This is a genomic window from Pseudomonas abietaniphila, from assembly GCF_900100795.1.
Lineage (GTDB): Bacteria > Pseudomonadota > Gammaproteobacteria > Pseudomonadales > Pseudomonadaceae > Aquipseudomonas > Aquipseudomonas abietaniphila.
This window is the reverse complement of record NZ_FNCO01000010.1, coordinates 1-17736: the sequence shown is the minus strand read 5'-3', so window position 1 is coordinate 17736 and position 17736 is coordinate 1. Positions and strand designations below refer to the sequence as shown.

Annotated in this window: 15 protein-coding genes; 11 read left to right on the top strand and 4 right to left on the bottom strand. The window is 61.1% G+C overall.

Annotated features, from left to right (window positions below; translation table 11 throughout):
* Positions 1 to 114: 114 nt before the first annotated feature.
* The 9 genes from BLS87_RS19095 to gcvP all read left to right on the top strand — a co-directional run bounded on the left by BLS87_RS19095 (position 115) and on the right by gcvP (position 12420).
* Positions 115 to 666, top strand: coding sequence for a YecA/YgfB family protein (locus BLS87_RS19095; protein WP_074754521.1), 552 nt, complete (start codon positions 115 to 117; stop codon positions 664 to 666).
* 81 nt (positions 667 to 747) lie between these two features.
* Entirely contained in the window at positions 748 to 2082 is a 1335-nt protein-coding gene (gene pepP / locus BLS87_RS19090; RefSeq protein ID WP_074754519.1) for a Xaa-Pro aminopeptidase, read from the top strand.
* Positions 2079 to 3266, top strand: coding sequence for a 2-octaprenyl-6-methoxyphenyl hydroxylase (gene ubiH, locus BLS87_RS19085; RefSeq protein ID WP_074754517.1), 1188 nt, complete (start codon positions 2079 to 2081; stop codon positions 3264 to 3266). The genes pepP and ubiH overlap by 4 nt, the downstream gene beginning before the upstream one ends.
* A 49-nt stretch (positions 3267 to 3315) precedes the next feature.
* Positions 3316 to 4536, top strand: coding sequence for a 2-octaprenyl-3-methyl-6-methoxy-1,4-benzoquinol hydroxylase (locus BLS87_RS19080; protein WP_074754515.1), 1221 nt, complete (start codon positions 3316 to 3318; stop codon positions 4534 to 4536).
* 235 nt (positions 4537 to 4771) lie between these two features.
* A complete protein-coding gene (locus tag BLS87_RS19075) occupies positions 4772 to 5773 on the top strand; it encodes an extracellular solute-binding protein (protein WP_074754513.1) in 1002 nt (333 codons plus the stop codon).
* A gap of 188 nt (positions 5774 to 5961) precedes the next feature.
* Positions 5962 to 7578: an ABC transporter permease gene (locus BLS87_RS19070; RefSeq protein WP_074754511.1), complete on the top strand. Its 1617-nt coding sequence runs from the start codon at positions 5962 to 5964 to the stop codon at positions 7576 to 7578.
* Between the two features lie 155 nt (positions 7579 to 7733).
* On the top strand, positions 7734 to 8816 hold the full coding sequence (gcvT, locus tag BLS87_RS19065) for a glycine cleavage system aminomethyltransferase GcvT (protein WP_074754509.1): 1083 nt from the start codon (positions 7734 to 7736) through the stop codon (positions 8814 to 8816).
* Positions 8817 to 8868: 52 nt separating this feature from the next.
* Positions 8869 to 9252: a glycine cleavage system protein GcvH gene (gene gcvH, locus BLS87_RS19060; RefSeq protein WP_074754507.1), complete on the top strand. Its 384-nt coding sequence runs from the start codon at positions 8869 to 8871 to the stop codon at positions 9250 to 9252.
* A 294-nt stretch (positions 9253 to 9546) separates the two neighbouring features.
* A complete protein-coding gene (gcvP, locus tag BLS87_RS19055) occupies positions 9547 to 12420 on the top strand; it encodes an aminomethyl-transferring glycine dehydrogenase (protein ID WP_074754505.1) in 2874 nt (957 codons plus the stop codon).
* Positions 12421 to 12466: 46 nt separating this feature from the next.
* Here gcvP and BLS87_RS19050 read toward each other — a convergent pair whose 3' ends face one another.
* From BLS87_RS19050 to BLS87_RS19035, 4 genes are all read right to left on the bottom strand, one after another.
* Positions 12467 to 12784, bottom strand: a complete 318-nt coding sequence (locus BLS87_RS19050; RefSeq protein WP_074754503.1) for a DUF2388 domain-containing protein — start codon at positions 12782 to 12784, stop codon at positions 12467 to 12469.
* Between the two features lie 127 nt (positions 12785 to 12911).
* Positions 12912 to 13358 (bottom strand): NfeD family protein, encoded by a 447-nt coding sequence (locus BLS87_RS19045; RefSeq protein ID WP_074754501.1) that lies wholly within the window; start codon positions 13356 to 13358, stop codon positions 12912 to 12914.
* Between the two features lie 3 nt (positions 13359 to 13361).
* Positions 13362 to 14315, bottom strand: a complete 954-nt coding sequence (locus BLS87_RS19040; RefSeq protein ID WP_074754499.1) for an SPFH domain-containing protein — start codon at positions 14313 to 14315, stop codon at positions 13362 to 13364.
* Positions 14316 to 14398: 83 nt separating this feature from the next.
* Complete coding sequence (locus BLS87_RS19035; protein ID WP_074754497.1) at positions 14399 to 15280, bottom strand: LysR family transcriptional regulator; 882 nt, start codon at positions 15278 to 15280, stop codon at positions 14399 to 14401.
* Positions 15281 to 15445: 165 nt separating this feature from the next.
* Here BLS87_RS19035 and BLS87_RS19030 point away from each other — a divergent pair, with 165 nt between their 5' ends.
* Together BLS87_RS19030 and BLS87_RS19025 are read left to right on the top strand one after the other, a co-directional pair.
* Positions 15446 to 16216 (top strand): glucose 1-dehydrogenase, encoded by a 771-nt coding sequence (locus BLS87_RS19030; RefSeq protein WP_074754495.1) that lies wholly within the window; start codon positions 15446 to 15448, stop codon positions 16214 to 16216.
* A 14-nt stretch (positions 16217 to 16230) separates the two neighbouring features.
* Positions 16231 to 17280, top strand: coding sequence for an L-idonate 5-dehydrogenase (locus tag BLS87_RS19025; protein ID WP_074754493.1), 1050 nt, complete (start codon positions 16231 to 16233; stop codon positions 17278 to 17280).
* Positions 17281 to 17736 lie beyond the last annotated feature (456 nt).

Here is a 17736-nt window from a genome sequence, read left to right as displayed (position 1 = left end):
GGAGCTGGCGTCTGGATTCGCCTTGAATATCGCCTGATAGCTTGGGCGCGTCTGCCGGTGCTAGGATACAAGGCCTTCATTCTAGACATTGCGCCGCTTGGCGCCTAGTTACCCATGCCCAATCAGAATTCCCCGTATAACGCATTCGCCACCCTGCTCAGCAAGAGTGGTCACCCTATCTCTCCCGCCGAACTGCAGGGGCTGTTGCTCGGCCGCAGTTGCGCGGGCGCAGGGTTCGACGCCGATGACTGGATCGCCGATGCCAAGTTGTTGCTGGAAACCGATCCTGAAGACAACGTCCGTCAGGCGTTGATTGGCTTGCAGGAGATGGTGAAACAGGAACTGACCGGCGACGACATGGTGGTCGTGCTGCTATTGCCCGGCGATGATGAATCGCTGACCGCCCGTACCGCTGCAATGGGCCAGTGGTGCCAAGGTTTCCTCATTGGCTTCGCCCGCGTCGGTGGTCAGTCGCTGAGCGAGGACGCCCGGGACGTGTTGCAGGATCTGGCTGCCATCGCCCAGATTCAGGACACGCTGGAAGAGTCCGAAGACGGCGAAAGCGATTACATGGAAGTCATGGAATACCTGCGCGTCGCGCCGCTTCTGCTGTTCACCGAGTTCAACAAGAAAGCGGAACCTGAAGCGAAACCGTCTTTGCACTGATTGCTCATCGTCGCCGACCCGGTCGTTGCCGCCCGCAGGCGTTGATGACCGGTGCGCTTATCCGGAGGACCGCAGTTGCCCATGATCCATATCCCGAAAGCCGAATACGCCCGTCGCCGCAAAGCCTTGATGGAGCAGATGGAGCCTAACAGCATCGCCATCCTACCCGCGGCAGCTGTGGCCATTCGAAATCGTGATGTCGAGCATGTGTACCGTCAGGACAGTGATTTCCAGTACCTGAGTGGCTTCCCCGAGCCTGAGGCCGTTATCGTGCTGATCCCCGGTCGGGAGTACGGCGAGTACGTCTTGTTCTGCCGCGAGCGCAACCCTGAGCGCGAGCTGTGGGACGGGCTGCGTGCCGGTCAGGACGGAGCGATCAGCGATTTCGGCGCCGACGATGCCTTCCCCATTACCGATATCGACGACATCTTGCCCGGCCTCATCGAGGGCCGTGACCGTGTGTACTCGTCGATGGGCAGCAATCCGGAATTCGACCGTCATGTGATGGAGTGGATCAACGTCATCCGTTCCAAGGCACACCTGGGCGCTCAGCCGCCGAAAGAGTTCGTTGCGCTGGATCACCTGCTGCATGACATGCGCCTGTATAAGTCGGCCGCCGAAGTGAAAGTCATGCGCGAGGCTGCGCAGATCTCGGCGCGCGCTCATGTGCGTGCGATGCAGGCCAGCCGTGCCGGCCTGTATGAGTTCAGTCTGGAAGCCGAGCTGGATTACGAGTTTCGTAAAGGCGGTGCGAAGATGCCGGCTTACGGCTCGATCGTGGCCTCGGGTCGCAATGCCTGCATCCTGCACTATCAGGAAAACGATGCGGCGCTCAAGGACGGTGACCTGGTGCTGATCGACGCCGGTTGCGAGATTGACTGCTACGCCAGCGACATCACACGCACCTTCCCGGTCAGTGGGAAATTCTCCGCCGAGCAGAAAGCGATCTACGAACTGGTGCTCAAATCCCAGGAAGCGGCGTTCGCGGTCATCAAACCAGGCAACCACTGGAACCAGGCGCATGAGGCGACCGTTCGGGTGATCACGGCCGGATTGGTAGAGCTGGGCCTGTTGCAGGGCGAGGTCAATGAACTGATCGCCGCTGAAGCGTACAAAGCTTTTTATATGCACCGCGCCGGTCACTGGCTGGGTATGGATGTGCATGATGTCGGCGAGTACAAGGTGGGCGGCGAATGGCGCGTGCTTGAGGCTGGCATGGCGCTGACGGTCGAGCCCGGTATTTATATTTCGCCGGACAATCAGAACGTCGCGAAGAAATGGCGCGGGATCGGCGTACGAATCGAGGACGATGTCGTGGTGACCAAAAAAGGCTGTGAAATTCTCACTGGCGGCGTGCCCAAATCCGTCGCAGACATCGAGGCCTTGATGGCCGCTGCAAGAGCTGATGCCGCATGAGCCGTTTCAATCTGGCCATCGTCGGTGGCGGGCTGGTGGGCGCGAGCCTGGCGCTGGCATTGCAAGCGGGCGCCAAGGCGCGCGGCTGGAAGATCGTTCTGATCGAGCCTTTTGCGCCGGGCGACACGTATCAGCCGAGCTACGATGCGCGTTCTTCCGCGCTGTCTTTCGGCGCGCGGCAGATCTACGAGCGTTTAGGGCTGTGGCAGCAGATCAGCCGCCGCGCCGAACCCATCCTGCAGATTCAGGTGTCCGACAAGGGCCGCTTCGGCGCAGCGAGACTGTCCTCGATGCAGGAAGGCGTGCCCGCGTTGGGTTACGTCGTCGAGAACGCCTGGCTCGGCCAATGCCTGTGGCAGGGGTTGGATAAAGACGTGATCAGCTGGCGCGTGCCGGCTGAAGTCAAACACATGCAGGCGTTGCCCGAGGGCTATCGCCTGACTTTGAGCGACGAAACACAACTGGACTGCGATCTGGCGGTACTCGCCGATGGCGGTCGCTCCAGCCTGCGCGAGCAGCTGGGTATTGGCGTGCGCACGACACCTTACGACCAGAGCGCGCTGATTGCCAACATAACGCCCGGCGAGGCCCATTGTGGTCAGGCGTTCGAGCGATTCACCGATGAAGGCCCGATGGCGTTGCTGCCGTTGCCGGAAAATCGCTGCGCGCTGGTGTGGACTCGCAAGCCCGAAGAGATAAAGCGCCTGATGGCGCTGGACGACCGCAGTTTCCTCGCCGAGCTGCAAGGCGTGTTCGGCTATCGCCTCGGCGCGTTAAAGCAGGTGGGTGTGCGTCATACCTATCCGCTGTCGCTGATTGAGGCCGAGGAGCAAGTGCGTGCTCACCTGGTCGTTTTGGGCAACGCGGCACACAGCCTGCACCCGATTGCCGGTCAAGGTTTCAACCTGTCGCTGCGCGATGCGGCGTCACTGGCCGAAGCACTGCTCGCCAGCGATGCGAATCCTGGCGATCTGGCGACGCTGCAGGTGTATCGGGATCGGCAGCGCATGGATCAGAAACTCACGGTCGGCTTCTCCGATCAGGTCACCCGCCTGTTTGGCAGCCAGCAACCCGTGATTACGGCAGGCCGCAATATCGGCTTGCTCGGCCTGGACCTGTTGCCTTCGGCCAAGAGCTGGTTCGCCCGCCAGGCCATGGGGCTGGGAACGCGGGCCGATGTTTAACCCCTCTTTTCATTCGTGGCCATTGCCACACGCGAGAACGATTTAAAGCATGGAAACGCGCGCAGATCTGCTGATTGTCGGGGCCGGAATGGTCGGTAGCGCACTGGCGCTGGCGCTGCAAAACAGCGGGCTGGATATTCTGGTGGTGGACGGCAGCCCAATGAGCGTCAAGCCGTTCGATCAGACCGCACCCTTTGAGCCGCGGGTCAGCGCACTGTCTGCGGCCAGTCAACGCATTCTCGAACGCCTGAATGTCTGGGACGGGATCGTTTCACGTCGCGTCAGCCCTTATGGCGAGATGCACGTGTGGGACGGCAGCGGAACCGGCAAGGTGCATTTCTCAGCGTCGAGCGTGCACGCTCAGGTGCTGGGCCATATCGTTGAAAACCGCGTGGTCCAGGACTCGTTGATCGAGCGGCTGCATGACTGCGACATCGGCCTGCTGGCCAATGCGCGTCTGGAGCAGATGCGTCGTTCCGGTGATGACTGGCTGCTGACGCTGGCCGACGGCCGCACCTTGCGCGCGCCGCTGGTGGTGGCAGCCGATGGCGCCAATTCCACCGTGCGGCGCATGACCGGCACTGCGACGCGGGAATGGGACTACCTGCACCACGCCATCGTGACCAGCGTGCGCACGGCAGAATCCCACCGCAAAACGGCCTGGCAGCGCTTCACCGATGACGGCCCGCTGGCCTTCTTGCCGCTTGAGCGTGAAGGTGAGCACTGGTGTTCGATCGTCTGGTCCGTCACGCCGACGGAATCCGAGCGCTTGATGCAGCTGGAAGACGACGGGTTCTGTCGCGAGTTGGAAAAGGCATTCGAGGGTTGTCTCGGGCAGGTCGTTTCGGCGGATGCGCGCTTGTGCGTGCCCCTGCGTCAGCGTCATGCCAAACGTTACGTGGCTGAAGGTCTGGCGCTCATTGGCGATGCCGCGCACACCATCCACCCTTTGGCCGGACAGGGGGTGAATCTGGGTTTCCTCGATGCGGCCGTGTTGGCCGAGGTGCTGCACAGCGCCGTCGAGCGAGGCGAGCGTCTGGCCGATCCAAAAGTGCTGAGCCGCTACGAGCGCCGGCGCATGCCGCACAACCTGGCGCTGATGGCGGCGATGGAAGGCTTCGAGCGGCTGTTTCAGGCCGACCCGCTGCCGGTCCGCTGGCTGCGCAATACCGGCTTGAAGATGGTCGATCAGTCTGCTGAAGCCAAGGCTATGTTCGTGCGTCAGGCGCTGGGGCTGAGCGGGGATTTACCGGAGCTGGCCCGGATTTAATTGCACCGTAGCGGCTGCGGGATAAGCCGGATCCCTTGTAGGAACGCGCTTGCTCGCGAAGCCGTCAGTACATCCACCACGCTTGCAGCGTTAGTCACTCAGCCTTCGCGGGCAAGCGCGCTCGTACAGAAGAGAACGCTTGGGCGCACTCCGCAACATCTCGTAACGGCTCGGCTCAGACTTCGTTGATGCGATTCACTACCATTTCGCCTCATTTTTCAAACGAGGTCTCAGCATGCAGGCGAGCAAGCGTCTTCTGGCTGTCCTGGCATTGGCCGTGCTTGGCAGCACTGCCCAGGCGGCTGACGAAGTGGTGGTGTATTCCTCCCGGATCGACGAGCTGATCAAACCGGTTTTCGATGCCTACACCGCCAAGACCGGCGTGAAGGTAAAGTTCATCACCGACAAGGAAGCGCCGTTGATGCAGCGCATCAAGGCCGAAGGGCAGAACGCGACGGCCGACCTGCTGCTGACTGTGGACGCCGGCAACCTCTGGCAAGCCGAGCAGATGGGCATCCTGCAACCGTTCACGTCCCCGGTGATCGACGCAAATATTCCGTCGCAATACCGATCCTCTGCTCATGCCTGGACAGGCCTGAGCCTGCGCGCACGAACCATTGCCTACTCGACCGACCGGGTCAAACCCGAAGAGCTGACCACCTACGAAGCCCTGGCCGATAAGCAGTGGGAAGGGCGTCTGTGTCTGCGCACCGCGAAGAAGGTCTATAACCAGTCGCTGACCGCAACGCTCATCGAGACCCATGGTGCAGAGGCGTCGGAAAAGATCCTCAAGGGCTGGGTCAACAACCTGTCCACCGATGTGTTCTCCGATGACATTGCGGTGCTGGAGGCGATCAATGCCGGGCAATGCGACGTCGGCATCGTCAACACCTACTACTACGGTCGGTTGCACCAGCAAAACCCGAATCTGGCCGTACGGCTGTTCTGGCCGAACCAGTCGGACCGTGGCGTTCACGTCAATCTGTCGGGCATCGGTTTGACCAAGTACGCGCCGCATCCCGAGGCCGCCAAAGCGCTGGTCGAGTGGATGACCGGGCCTGAAGCGCAGACGATTTTCTCCGGCACCAATCAGGAGTTCCCGGCCAACCCGAAGGTTGCGCCGTCGGCAGAAGTCGCGAGCTGGGGCGCGTTCAAGGCGGACACCATCCCCGTCGAGGTGGCCGGACGACGCCAGGCCGAAGCGATCCGCATGATGGACCGCGCTGGCTGGAACTGAACATCTCACCCCTGTAGGAGCGCGTTTGCCCGCGAATGCGGTGGAAGAAACTGGGCCCTGTGGGAGCGAATTCATTCGCGATGGGCCGGTGCATCCGCCACATTTCCATCGGCTGTGCCAACGCATCGCGAATGAATTCGCTCCCACAGGACGCATCCGCTAACTCCGACGCCTCACGAGACCTCCCCGTGGCCCATCCCGCCCAGCGTCGCTGGTATCCCCAGGTTTTCGCCATCGCCGCGCTGGTGTTGCTGCCGCTGAGCGTGCTGCTGCTCTCTTGGCAAACCATTGATCACGAGATCTGGTCCCACCTGTGGGAAACCCAGATGCTCCGGCTGCTCGGCAACACGCTGACGCTGGTGGTGGGCGTAGGGCTGGGCGTGACGCTGTTGGGCGTGAGCCTTGCCTGGCTGACCGCGCTCTGTGAGTTTCCGGGCCGGCGCTGGCTGGACTGGGCGCTCATGTTGCCGTTCGCCATTCCGGCGTACGTGCTCGCATTCGTCTTCGTAGGTCTGCTCGATTTTGCAGGCCCCGTCCAGACGCTGATGCGTGAGTGGTTCGGCACGGGCCTTCGCTTGCCACGTGTACGTTCCACGGGCGGCGTGATCACCGTGCTCGTGCTGGTGTTTTACCCGTACGTCTACCTGTTGGCCCGCACCGCGTTCCTTGCGCAAGGTAAAGGCCTGATGGAAGCAGCACGGATTCTTGGGCAGTCGCCCTGGCAGGCGTTCTGGCGAGTGGCATTGCCGATGGCCCGGCCAGCCATCGGCGCGGGCGTCGCGTTGGCGTTGATGGAAACCCTGGCCGATTTCGGTGCGGTGTCGGTGTTCAACTTCGACACGTTCACCACCGCGATCTACAAGACCTGGTACGGCTTCTTCAGCCTGTCGAGCGCGGCGCAACTGGCGAGCCTGCTGCTGTTGGTGGTGATGGTGCTGCTCTACGGCGAGCGCCGCGCACGAGGCGCCAGCCGGGCGAGCAACGAGCGGCCTCGTGTAAGCGCGCTGTACCACTTGCACGGTTTTAAAGCTGCCGCGGCGAGCACATGGTGTGGGTTGGTATTCGCCTGCGCGTTCGTGGTGCCGCTGATGCAACTGATCGTCTGGGTCTGGCAGCGGGGCCGTTTCGATCTGGACGAGCGCTACACCGGCCTGATCCTGCACACCTTGTACCTGGGGGGCATTGCGGCCTTGGTCACGGTAAGCGTGGCGATGATTCTGGTGTTCGCGCGTCGTTTGGCGCCCACCCGTGCGATCCGCTCAGGCGTGAGTCTGGCGAACATCGGCTATGCGTTGCCGGGCTCGGTGCTCGCGGTGTCGATCATGCTGGCCTTCAGTTATCTGGACCGAGAGCTGGTCGTGCCGCTGTCCGGTTGGCTCGGTGGCTCAGGCAAGCCATTGCTGCTCGGGAGTCTGGCGGCGTTGGTGATGGCGTATCTGGTGCGCTTCATCGCCGTGGCTTACGGTCCTCTGGAAAACAGCCTGTCGCGGATTCGCCCGTCTTTGCCCGAAGCGGCGCGCAGTCTCGGAGTCGGGGGACCGCGTTTGTTTTTCAAGATTTATCTGCCGTTGCTCATTCCAGGCACGTTGAGCGCTGCCTTGCTGGTGTTCGTCGATGTGCTCAAGGAAATGCCCGCCACCCTGCTGATGCGCCCGTTTGGCTGGGACACGCTGGCGGTGCGTATCTTCGAAATGACCAGTGAAGGCGAGTGGGCGCGCGCGGCTTTGCCCGCACTGACATTGGTCATGGTCGGTTTACTACCGGTAATTGGCTTAATCAGACGTTCGGCCAGACCGATCGGCTAGGTGCGGGGTCACAACCTTGCGGCTACAATGCGCCGCAATCGACACGGTCTGTCAGACAATTCCGCAAATTACCAAGGGTTCCAGACCCCGAGTCATGGGGGATTTGCCGTTATTGTGAGCGACCGTGTCTTCGCCAAGCCCGGAAGGAGACACCCATGGGACAGCGCACGCCCCTCTTTGACCTGCACCTCGCGCTTGGCGCGAAGCTGGTCGATTTTGGTGGTTGGGATATGCCGTTGCACTACGGTTCACAAGTCGAAGAACACCATCAGGTGCGCCGCGACTGTGGGATTTTCGATGTGTCGCACATGCACGTCATTGACGTTTCAGGCAGCCAGGCCAAGCCATGGTTGCAACACCTGCTGGCCAACGACGTCGGCCGACTGCAGCACACCGGACGAGCGCTCTACAGCGCCATGCTCGACACCCAGGGCGGGATCGTCGACGACATGATCGTCTACCTGACCGAACAGGGTTACCGATTGGTGGTCAACGCGGCCACCGGCGCCAAGGATCTGGCCTGGATGAATGCCCATCTTTCCGGTTTCGACGTGCACCTGACTCACCGCGCCGAGTTGGCCATGCTGGCCATTCAGGGTCCGCACGCCCGGCAGAAGATCGGCGAGCTGGTGACACAGGCCCGCGCTGAACTTATCCACACCCTGCGACCGTTCGAAGGCCAGCAGGAAGGCGACTGGTTCATTGCCCGTACGGGTTACACCGGCGAGGACGGGCTGGAAATCATCCTGCCGGCCGAGCAAGCCTGCAGCTTCTTCAACGACATGGTCGGAGCGGGCATTTCCCCGATCGGGCTGGGTGCGCGCGATACCTTGCGTCTGGAAGCCGGCATGAACCTGTACGGTCAGGAAATCGACGAGCAGGTGTCACCCTTGATTTCCAACATGGGCTGGACGGTGGCCTGGAAACCGGAGGACCGCGATTTTATCGGCCGTGCTGCGCTGGAAGCCGAACGCACCAAAGGAATTGCCTCCAAGCTTGTCGGGCTGGTGCTCGAAGAACGGGGTGTTCTGCGCGCGCATCAGGTCGTCCGAATAGCGGAAGTTGGCGAAGGAGAGATCACCAGTGGTAGTTTCTCTCCTACGCTAAGCAAGTCGATTGCCTTGGCGCGTGTTCCGATGGCGACCGCTGACCGTGCCGAGGTGGAAATCCGTGGCAAGTGGTACCCGGTTCGCGTGGTCCAGCCGACGTTCGTGCGCCATGGAAAGGCCCTGATTTAACAACTCCCTGGCGGGTTTCTCCGCTGACCTGATGATGTAGAGAGGATAAAAAATGAGCACTATTCCCGCCGAACTGCGTTTTGCCGAAAGCCATGAGTGGGCCAAGCAAGAGGGTGATCTGATCGTGGTCGGTATCTCCGATCATGCGCAAGAAGCGCTAGGCGACGTGGTGTTCGTCGAGCTGCCGGAAATCGGCAAGGTTTTCGTCGCTGGCGATGCAGCCGGTGTCGTGGAGTCTGTAAAAGCCGCTTCCGACATTTACTCGCCGGTGGCTGGCGAGGTGGTCGAAGTCAACGAAAGCCTGGGTGAAACACCGGAAGAGCTGAACAATTCGCCTTACAGCTCGTGGATCTTCAAGGTCAAACCAAGCAACGCCGACGGTGATCTGGCCAAACTGCTGGATGCGGATGCTTACAAGGCTGCGATCGGCGAGTAATTGCGTAGATCTAACACTGTAGGAGCGTGGCTTGTCCCGCGATCTGCTGCGCAGCAGCAGCAAAATCAGACGTAATCTCTGCGTCAGGCAAACCGCGTTTACCGGGTTTGCTGCCGGTGCCCGGCAGATCGCGGGACAAGCCACGCTCCTACAACGATTGCATTGCTGGCCACGCTCCTGCAGTGACTGCATTGCACTCATCTATAGACTTTCTCCACACAACCGCCAATCCCTTTCTAGACTCTAAAGCTCCGCCCATCGCGGCTTAGTCGTCCAGTAAAGAGAGAGGCCGTTATGTCCACGTCGCCATCCCTGAGCCAGTTGCACGACCCCAATGCGTTTCTGCGTCGCCACCTCGGCCCCGATGCCGCCGAGCAGCAGGCGATGCTTGAATCCCTCGGCCTTGCCAGCCGCACCGAGCTGATTGAACAAACCGTCCCGCCTGCCATCCGGCTGAACCGTGCGCTGGACTTGCCCGCAGCACTGAGCGAAGAAGCCGCGTTGAGCAAGCTGAAAGCTTATGCCGGTCGCAATCAGGTGTGGACCAGTGTCATCGGCATGGGCTATCACGGCACAATCACGCCCAACGTTATCCTGCGCAACGTGCTGGAAAATCCCGGCTGGTACACGGCCTACACGCCTTATCAACCCGAAATCGCCCAAGGTCGACTCGAGGCGCTGCTCAACTTTCAGCAGATGACCATCGACCTCACCGGTCTTGCCATGGCCAACGCTTCGCTGCTCGATGAGGCCACGGCAGCAGCTGAAGCGATGGCGTTGGCCAAGCGCATCGCCAAATCCAAAAGCAACGCCTTCTTCGTCGACGAAAACTGTCACCCGCAGACACTGTCGGTGGTGCAAACCCGCGCCGAGGGTTTCGGGTTTGAGCTGATCGTGGGGCCTGTGGATAACCTCGCCAGCCATCAGGTGTTCGGCGCGCTGCTGCAATACCCAGACACCCATGGCGAGATTCGTGACCTGCGCCCGCTGATCGAACATCTGCATGCACAGCAGGCGCTGGCCTGTGTGGCTGCCGACTTGCTGAGTCTGCTGATGCTTACACCGCCAGGGGAAATGGGCGCCGATGTCGTGTTCGGTTCGTCTCAGCGCTTTGGCGTACCGATGGGGTATGGCGGCCCACACGCGGCTTATTTCGCTTGCCGTGAAGAATTCAAGCGCGGTATTCCGGGCCGCATCATCGGCGTGTCCAAAGACGCACGCGGCAACGTCGCGTTGAGGATGGCGCTGCAAACCCGCGAACAACATATTCGTCGCGAGAAGGCCAATTCCAACATCTGCACCGCCCAGGTGCTGCTCGCCAATATCGCCAGCCTCTACGCGGTGTATCACGGGCCCGAAGGCCTCAAACGCATTGCCCAGCGCGTGCACCGGCTGACCACGATTCTGGCAACCGGCCTTGAGCGCAACGGCATTCGGCGCGTCAATCAGCACTATTTCGATACGTTGACCCTGGATGTCGGCGGCGCGCAGACAGCGATTCTGGAAAGCGCCAGCGCTGCGCGGTTCAACCTGCGAATACTGGGCGGCGGCAAGCTAGGCCTGAGTCTGGATGAAAGCTGTGATGAGCAGACCGTCGACACGCTGCTGGATATTTTCTGCGGTGCCGATCATGGCTTGAAGGTCGCGGACCTCGATGCCGAAATGTTGGCATCGGGCATTCCTGACAGCCTGGCGCGCAGCTCGCCTTATCTCACGCACCCGGTGTTCAACGCTCATCACAGCGAAACCGAAATGCTGCGTTACCTCAAGCAACTGGAAAACAAGGATCTGGCGCTGAACCAGTCCATGATCCCGCTGGGCTCCTGCACCATGAAACTCAACGCGACCAGCGAGATGATCCCGATCACCTGGCCGGAGTTCGCCAACGTGCATCCCTTTGCGCCCGTCGAGCAGGCCAGGGGTTACAAGGCAATGATCGATGAGCTGGAGGCCTGGCTGTGCGCGATCACCGGGTTCGATGCGATTTGCATGCAGCCCAACTCCGGCGCCCAGGGCGAGTACGCGGGTTTGCTGGCCATCCACAAGTACCACGAGAGTCGTCAGCAGGGGCAGCGTGATATCTGTCTGATTCCGTCATCGGCCCATGGCACCAACCCGGCTTCGGCGCAGATGGCCGGGATGCGCGTGGTGATCGTCGAATGCGACGCCGCAGGCAACGTCGACCTTGAGGATTTGAAAGCCAAGGCCCAGGCCGCTGGCGAACACTTGTCGTGTCTGATGGCGACCTATCCTTCGACCCATGGCGTATACGAGGAGGGTATCCGGGACATTTGCGAGGTGATCCACCAGCACGGCGGTCAGGTGTACATGGACGGCGCCAACCTCAATGCACAGGTCGGCCTGGCGCGTCCGGCCGACATCGGCGCAGACGTGTCCCACATGAACCTGCACAAAACCTTCTGTATTCCCCATGGCGGCGGTGGCCCGGGCATGGGGCCCATTGGCGTGAGGGCGCACCTGGCGCCGTTCGTGGCCAACCATCCGGTGATCTCGCTGGAAGGCCCGAATGCCGAGAACACCGCTGTCAGCGCAGCCCCGTGGGGCAGTGCGAGCATCTTGCCGATCAGCTGGATGTACATCGCGATGATGGGGCCGCAACTGGCAGACGCCAGCGAGGTGGCGATTCTGTCGGCCAACTACCTGGCTCAGCAACTTACAGGCGCGTTTGCGGTGCTGTACACCGGGCGCAACGACCGCGTCGCTCACGAGTGCATTATTGATCTGCGCCCGCTCAAAGCGGAAACCGGAATAAGCGAGGAGGACGTCGCGAAACGCTTGATGGATTACGGTTTCCACGCACCGACCATGTCATTCCCGGTGCCCGGAACGCTGATGATCGAGCCCACCGAGAGCGAGCCCAAGGCGGAACTGGATCGCTTCATCGAAGCGATGCTGAGTATTCGCGCCGAGATCACTCAGGTTCAGAACGGCACGTGGCCTGCAGAAGACAACCCGCTCAAGCGCGCGCCGCACACATTGGCGGACATCACGGGTGTCTGGGACCGTCCCTACAGCATTGCCGAGGCGGTAACGCCGACGGCGCACACGCGTCAGCACAAATACTGGCCGACCGTGAACCGGGTCGACAATGTCTACGGCGACCGCAACCTGTTCTGCGCCTGCGTGCCGGTGGACGATTACCGTTGACACAAAAATGCCGCTCCGAAGAGCGGCATTTTTGTGTGCAGCATGTTTACTGTTCGGCGACGAGGTTCTTCGCCAGAATCGCGTTGGCCAAGTCCATGTCCGAGGCGTTCAGGCCAGGGTTGTCCTTGCGAACCTGATCCATGGCCGCTTCCAGGTAAGGACCGCGGATCGCGCCGTTGCTGGCGACGAAGCTGCCGGCGTCATCCTGCGCCGCGACGATCAGCTTGTGGTGCCGGAAGGTCAGGTAGGTAGAGCCTGTGGTTGCGCCGGACGAAATGACGTCGCGCAAGAAGCCGTCAGCCATTGCTGAACCGACTGGCAGGGAAAGCAGAGCTAACGTGGCTACAGCAAGTTTGAGACGCATGGCGGGTTACTCCGACTTGGGTTGTTCTGAAATGATTTGATACGCCCGGCCCCGATCTAGTTCCGTGAGGGCAATGAAAACCGGGCGGCTCTGGCCAGATCAGGCATTCCATGTTGACGAGCGCGAATCACACCGCCTCGACCTTCAGAATCGCGCCGTCTTGAGCGATGACCCTCACCTGATTGCCCACCGGTGTATCGGGGCCGACCACCATCCACACGCCGTCACCGACCTTGATCTTGCCGCGCCCTCCGACAATCGCGTCGTGCACCGCGAAAGTTCTGCCGATCAGCTCTGAGCCACGCATGTTCAGGCCCGGTTGATCGGATTGACGCAACACGCTGCGCTGGCGCCGCCACCAATACAACGCGGTCAGCACCGACAGCACCGCGAACAGCAGAAACTGCACCTCCCAGCTCATCGCCGGAATCACGTACGTGAGGATGCCGACCCCCGCTGCCGCCACGCCAATCCACAGCAGATACCCGCCAGCGCCGAACACTTCCAGGATCAGCAGTACCGTGCCTAGCCCCAGCCAGTCCCAGAACGACAGATTTTGCAGGTAATCCCACATGGCTCAGACTCGCCGGCCGGCATCGGGGCGGTTTTTGTCGGGACCGCCTTTGTCGAATGTGGCTTTGACGATCTCGCCAATGCCGCCAATGGCACCGATCATCTGGCTCGCTTCCAGCGGCATGAGGATCACCTTGCTGTTGTTGGCCGATGACAACTTGCCCAGGGCATCGATGTACTTTTGCGCAACGAAATAGTTGATGGCCTGCACGTCACCGGCGGCAATCGCCTCGGACACCACCTGTGTGGCGCGAGCTTCCGCTTCGGCCTGACGTTCGCGGGCCTCGGACTCCAGAAAGGCGGCCTGACGCTCGCCTTCGGCTTCCAGAATCTGCGCCTGCTTTTTACCTTCAGCGGTCAGAATCGCCGACGCGCGCGAGCCTTCTGCTTCCAGGATCTGAGCACGTTTGATCCGCTCGGCTTTCATCTGCCCGGACATCGCCGCCATCAGGTCGGCGGGCGGGCTGATGTCCTTGATTTCGATCCGGGTGATCTTGATGCCCCATGGCGCGGTGGCTTCATCAATGATGCGCAGCAGGCGTTCGTTGATACCGTCACGCTGGCTGAGCATGGCGTCCAGTTCCATGGAGCCGAGTACGGTACGGATGTTGGTCTGTAGCAGATTGCGAATGGCATGCTGCAGGTTGTTGACCTCGTACGCGGCCTGGGCGCAGTTCACGACCTGGTAGAAGCACACGGCGTCGATCTGCACGGTGGCGTTATCCGAGGTGATGACTTCCTGCGGCGGAATGTCCAGAACGGTTTCCATCATGTTGATCTTGTGCCCGATGCGATCCATCACCGGCACGATGATGTTCAGGCCTGGCTTGAGGGTGTTGGTGTAGCGACCGAAGCGCTCGACGGTCCACTGATAACCCTGCGGCACGACCTTGAAGCCCATGAACACGATGGCGATGGCCAGCGCGACGAACAGTAAAACCACACTACCGATTTGCATAACGTATCCCTGTTGGCTGCTGATGAATTAAAGATCCGGCAGAGAGTACGGGGATCGGAATCCGCTCTGCGACTTTTTCTGTATCAATTAAAGAATAGCTCGCGCATCAGATTGAAGGCTGTGGTCTTCACGGCGGTGTCCAGCGACGTCCAGCCCAGGCCGGTGACGGCACGGAAATCACCGAGGTTCAGCGGGCGCGACACCACGTTGGGCGGCAGCGCGCGTCCCGCATGTTGAGGTAACAGGCCGATGCCAAGACCTGCCGACACCAGCGCGAGCATCGTCGTGAATTCACCAAGCTCGTCGGCGATGTCCAGTTTGCCGCCGTGTTCGGAAATCGCGCGCATAAGCCCGTCATGAAAGCCGGCGGCGTAACGCCGGGCGAGCACCAGAACGGGCTGTTGTGCCAGTTCCGTGACCTCGATGATCGAATGCGCGGCAAGCGGATGATCGGCCGGCAGCGCGACGATGATCGACTCGTGCAGCACGACCTGCGTTTGCACGCCGGAGTACGGAGCGGGCAGGCGCATCAGGCCGAAGTCGAGTTGACCGCCTTTGAGGGCCTGCACCTGATCGGGCCCGGGCATGTCCTTGAGCTCCAGCTTGATGCCGGGGTAACGCTGGTGGGCGTGTCGAATCAGCGTCGGTAGCAGCTCTGGCAACACCGAGGACACGAAGCCGAGACGGATTCGACCGGTTTCCCCTCGCCCCAGCCCCCGCGCCACGTCGGCCGAGTGTTGTGCCTGGTGCAGGGTGGCACGGGCTTCTTCGAGAAACAGCCGGCCCACGTCGGTGAGCATCACTGAGTGTCGATTGCGATCGAGCAAGCGAACGCCCAGCCACTCCTCAAGTGCCTTGATCTGCATGCTCAGCGCCGGCTGCACGATGGCGAGCCGCTGCGCCGCCCGCCCGAAATGCAGCTCCTCGGCCAATGTGACAAAGGCTCGCAGGTGTTTGAGTTCCATGAACGGATCCGCGGGTTATCAAAAAACATGATCAGGACATCACCAATCACCATTGGACGAAGGGCCGTAGGTGAGCTGAAGTGCTGTCATGAAAGGATGATGGGCCCTGCAGCCCTTCATCACAACGCATGATCGATTGTCGACCGCACAAGAGGAGAAAGACTAATGGCTGTTCTGGAAAGTTTTCGTCTCGACGAAAGAGTCGCGCTGGTAACCGGCTCCAGTGCCGGTATCGGGCTGGCCATCGCACGAGGATTGGCCGAGGCGGGAGCCACCGTTGTCCTCAACGGCAGAAACGCCGACACCCTGAACTCCGCAGCCGCCACATTGGCTGCGGACGGGCACGAGGTTCACACTCAATGCTTCGATGTCACCGACAGCGCAGCGGTCAGTGCTGCCATTCAGGCGATCGAAAGCCGGGTCGGACCGCTGGATATCTTGGTCAACAACGCCGGAATCCAGCGACGCGGGCCGCTGGCGGATTTCACCGAAGCGAACTGGCACGAGTTGATGCGCACCAATCTGGACAGCGCCTTTTTCGTCGGTCAGGCGGTGGCGCGTTGCATGATTCCTCGCGGGCGCGGGCGAATCATCAATATCTGTTCGGTGCAAAGTGAGCTGGGCCGGCCCGGCATTGCGCCCTACACCGCCAGCAAAGGCGCCTTGAAAATGCTGACCAAAGGCATGGCGATCGACTGGGGGCCGTATGGCATCAACGTCAACGGCATCGGGCCGGGTTACTTTAAGACCGAGCTGAACGCTGCGTTGGTCGCCAATCCTGAATTCAGCGACTGGCTAGTGCAGCGTACGCCGAGCCGACGTTGGGGCGAGGTGTCTGAACTGAAAGGCGCGGCGGTGTTCCTCGCGTCCGACGCCGCCAGTTTCGTTAACGGCCACATCCTTTACGTCGACGGCGCCATCACGGCGTCGTTGTAATCCGGAGAACCTTCATGCAAGCCATTGTCTGCCACGCCCCGAAAGACCTTCGCGTAGAAGCCGAAGACCAGCCTGCTGCGCTGACGTCCGGCCAGCTTCGCGTGCGCGTTGCCCGGGGCGGGATTTGCGGCTCGGATCTGCATTACTACCAGCATGGCGGTTTCGGTGCGGTGCGTCTGAAAGAGCCGATGGTGCTCGGCCATGAAATCTCGGCCGTTATCGCGGAAGTGGGTGATGCGCAGAGCGGGTTCAGTGTCGGCCAGCGTATTTCTGTTTCACCTTCCCGGCCGTGTGGCGGCTGCACGTACTGCCACGAGGGCATGCCCAATCACTGCCTGAACATGCGTTTTTACGGCAGTGCGATGCCGTTCCCCCATATTCAGGGGGCGTTTCGGGAAACGCTGGTGATCGAGAGCAGCCAGGCGCATGTGCTGGCGCCGACGACAACCTTGGCTGAAGGGGCGCTGGCCGAACCGTTGTCAGTCGGCCTGCATGCGATTCAGCGCGCGGGCGGTGTGTTCGGCAAGCGTGTTCTGGTGACTGGCTGTGGGCCGATTGGCAATCTGTTGATCGGCAGCCTGAAAGCGGCAGGAGCGCTGCAGATCGTTGCCGCAGACTTGAGCGACAGTGCGCTGGCGTGCGCGCGGCGGATGGGCGCCAGCGACATCCACAACCTCAAGCACGAGCCCGAAGCCCTGGCGCGATACACCGCCGAAAAAGGCCATTTCGATGTCATGTTCGAAGCCTCTGGCAGCGCCCAGGCACTGCGTGACGGCCTGGCCTGCATGAGGCCGCGAGGTGTGGTGGTCACGGTCGGACTGGGCGGGGATGTGTCTATCCCGCTGAACCTGATCGTCGGCAAGGAAATTGACCTGCGCGGCACGTTTCGCTTTCATCCCGAATTCGCCCAGGCAGTGGACCTGCTCAATCGGAAAGTGATCGATGTAACGCCTGTCATCTCCCACACCCTACCGTTTCACGAGGCAGTGCAGGCGTTCGAGCTGGCGGGGGACAAGCAGCAGGCGATGAAAGTCGTGCTGGATTTCGGGGTGAAGGATGTGTGAGTCACCCCTGTAGGAGCGCGCTTGCCCGCGATGGATGTATCAGGCGACACAGGTGCATCGGATGTACCGGCATTTCGCGGGCAAGCGCGCTCCTACAGTTGATTGAGGTACGACGCAAAATCGCTGACACCGCATGATTTGTAGGAGCGCGCTTGCCCGCGATAGATGTATCAGGCGACACAGGTGCGTCGGATGTACCGGCATTTCGCGGGCAAGCGCGCTCCTACAGTTGATTGAGGTACGACGCAAAATCGCTGACACCGCATGATTTGTAGGAGCGCGCTTGCCCGCGATGGATGTATCAGGCGACACAGGTGCATCGGATGTACCGGCATTTCGCGGGCAAGCGCGCTCCTACAGTGTAAGCGTACGGGGAATACGCCTTGCGTAGATCAGCCAGGCATCCACTGATGCGGCAGTAGATGCTCGATCTCACTAGCTTTCTGCGTCGGCAAT

Coding starts and splice junctions, on each gene's coding strand:
- gcvH (WP_074754507.1), top strand. CDS start 8,869: ATGAGCACTATTCCCGCCGAACTGCGTTTTGCCGAAAGCCATGAGTGG.
- ubiH (WP_074754517.1), top strand. CDS start 2,079: ATGAGCCGTTTCAATCTGGCCATCGTCGGTGGCGGGCTGGTGGGCGCG.
- BLS87_RS19080 (WP_074754515.1), top strand. CDS start 3,316: ATGGAAACGCGCGCAGATCTGCTGATTGTCGGGGCCGGAATGGTCGGT.
- BLS87_RS19030 (WP_074754495.1), top strand. CDS start 15,446: ATGGCTGTTCTGGAAAGTTTTCGTCTCGACGAAAGAGTCGCGCTGGTA.
- BLS87_RS19025 (WP_074754493.1), top strand. CDS start 16,231: ATGCAAGCCATTGTCTGCCACGCCCCGAAAGACCTTCGCGTAGAAGCC.
- BLS87_RS19075 (WP_074754513.1), top strand. CDS start 4,772: ATGCAGGCGAGCAAGCGTCTTCTGGCTGTCCTGGCATTGGCCGTGCTT.
- BLS87_RS19035 (WP_074754497.1), bottom strand. CDS start 15,280: ATGGAACTCAAACACCTGCGAGCCTTTGTCACATTGGCCGAGGAGCTG.
- pepP (WP_074754519.1), top strand. CDS start 748: ATGATCCATATCCCGAAAGCCGAATACGCCCGTCGCCGCAAAGCCTTG.
- gcvP (WP_074754505.1), top strand. CDS start 9,547: ATGTCCACGTCGCCATCCCTGAGCCAGTTGCACGACCCCAATGCGTTT.
- BLS87_RS19045 (WP_074754501.1), bottom strand. CDS start 13,358: ATGTGGGATTACCTGCAAAATCTGTCGTTCTGGGACTGGCTGGGGCTA.
- BLS87_RS19095 (WP_074754521.1), top strand. CDS start 115: ATGCCCAATCAGAATTCCCCGTATAACGCATTCGCCACCCTGCTCAGC.
- BLS87_RS19050 (WP_074754503.1), bottom strand. CDS start 12,784: ATGCGTCTCAAACTTGCTGTAGCCACGTTAGCTCTGCTTTCCCTGCCA.
- BLS87_RS19040 (WP_074754499.1), bottom strand. CDS start 14,315: ATGCAAATCGGTAGTGTGGTTTTACTGTTCGTCGCGCTGGCCATCGCC.
- gcvT (WP_074754509.1), top strand. CDS start 7,734: ATGGGACAGCGCACGCCCCTCTTTGACCTGCACCTCGCGCTTGGCGCG.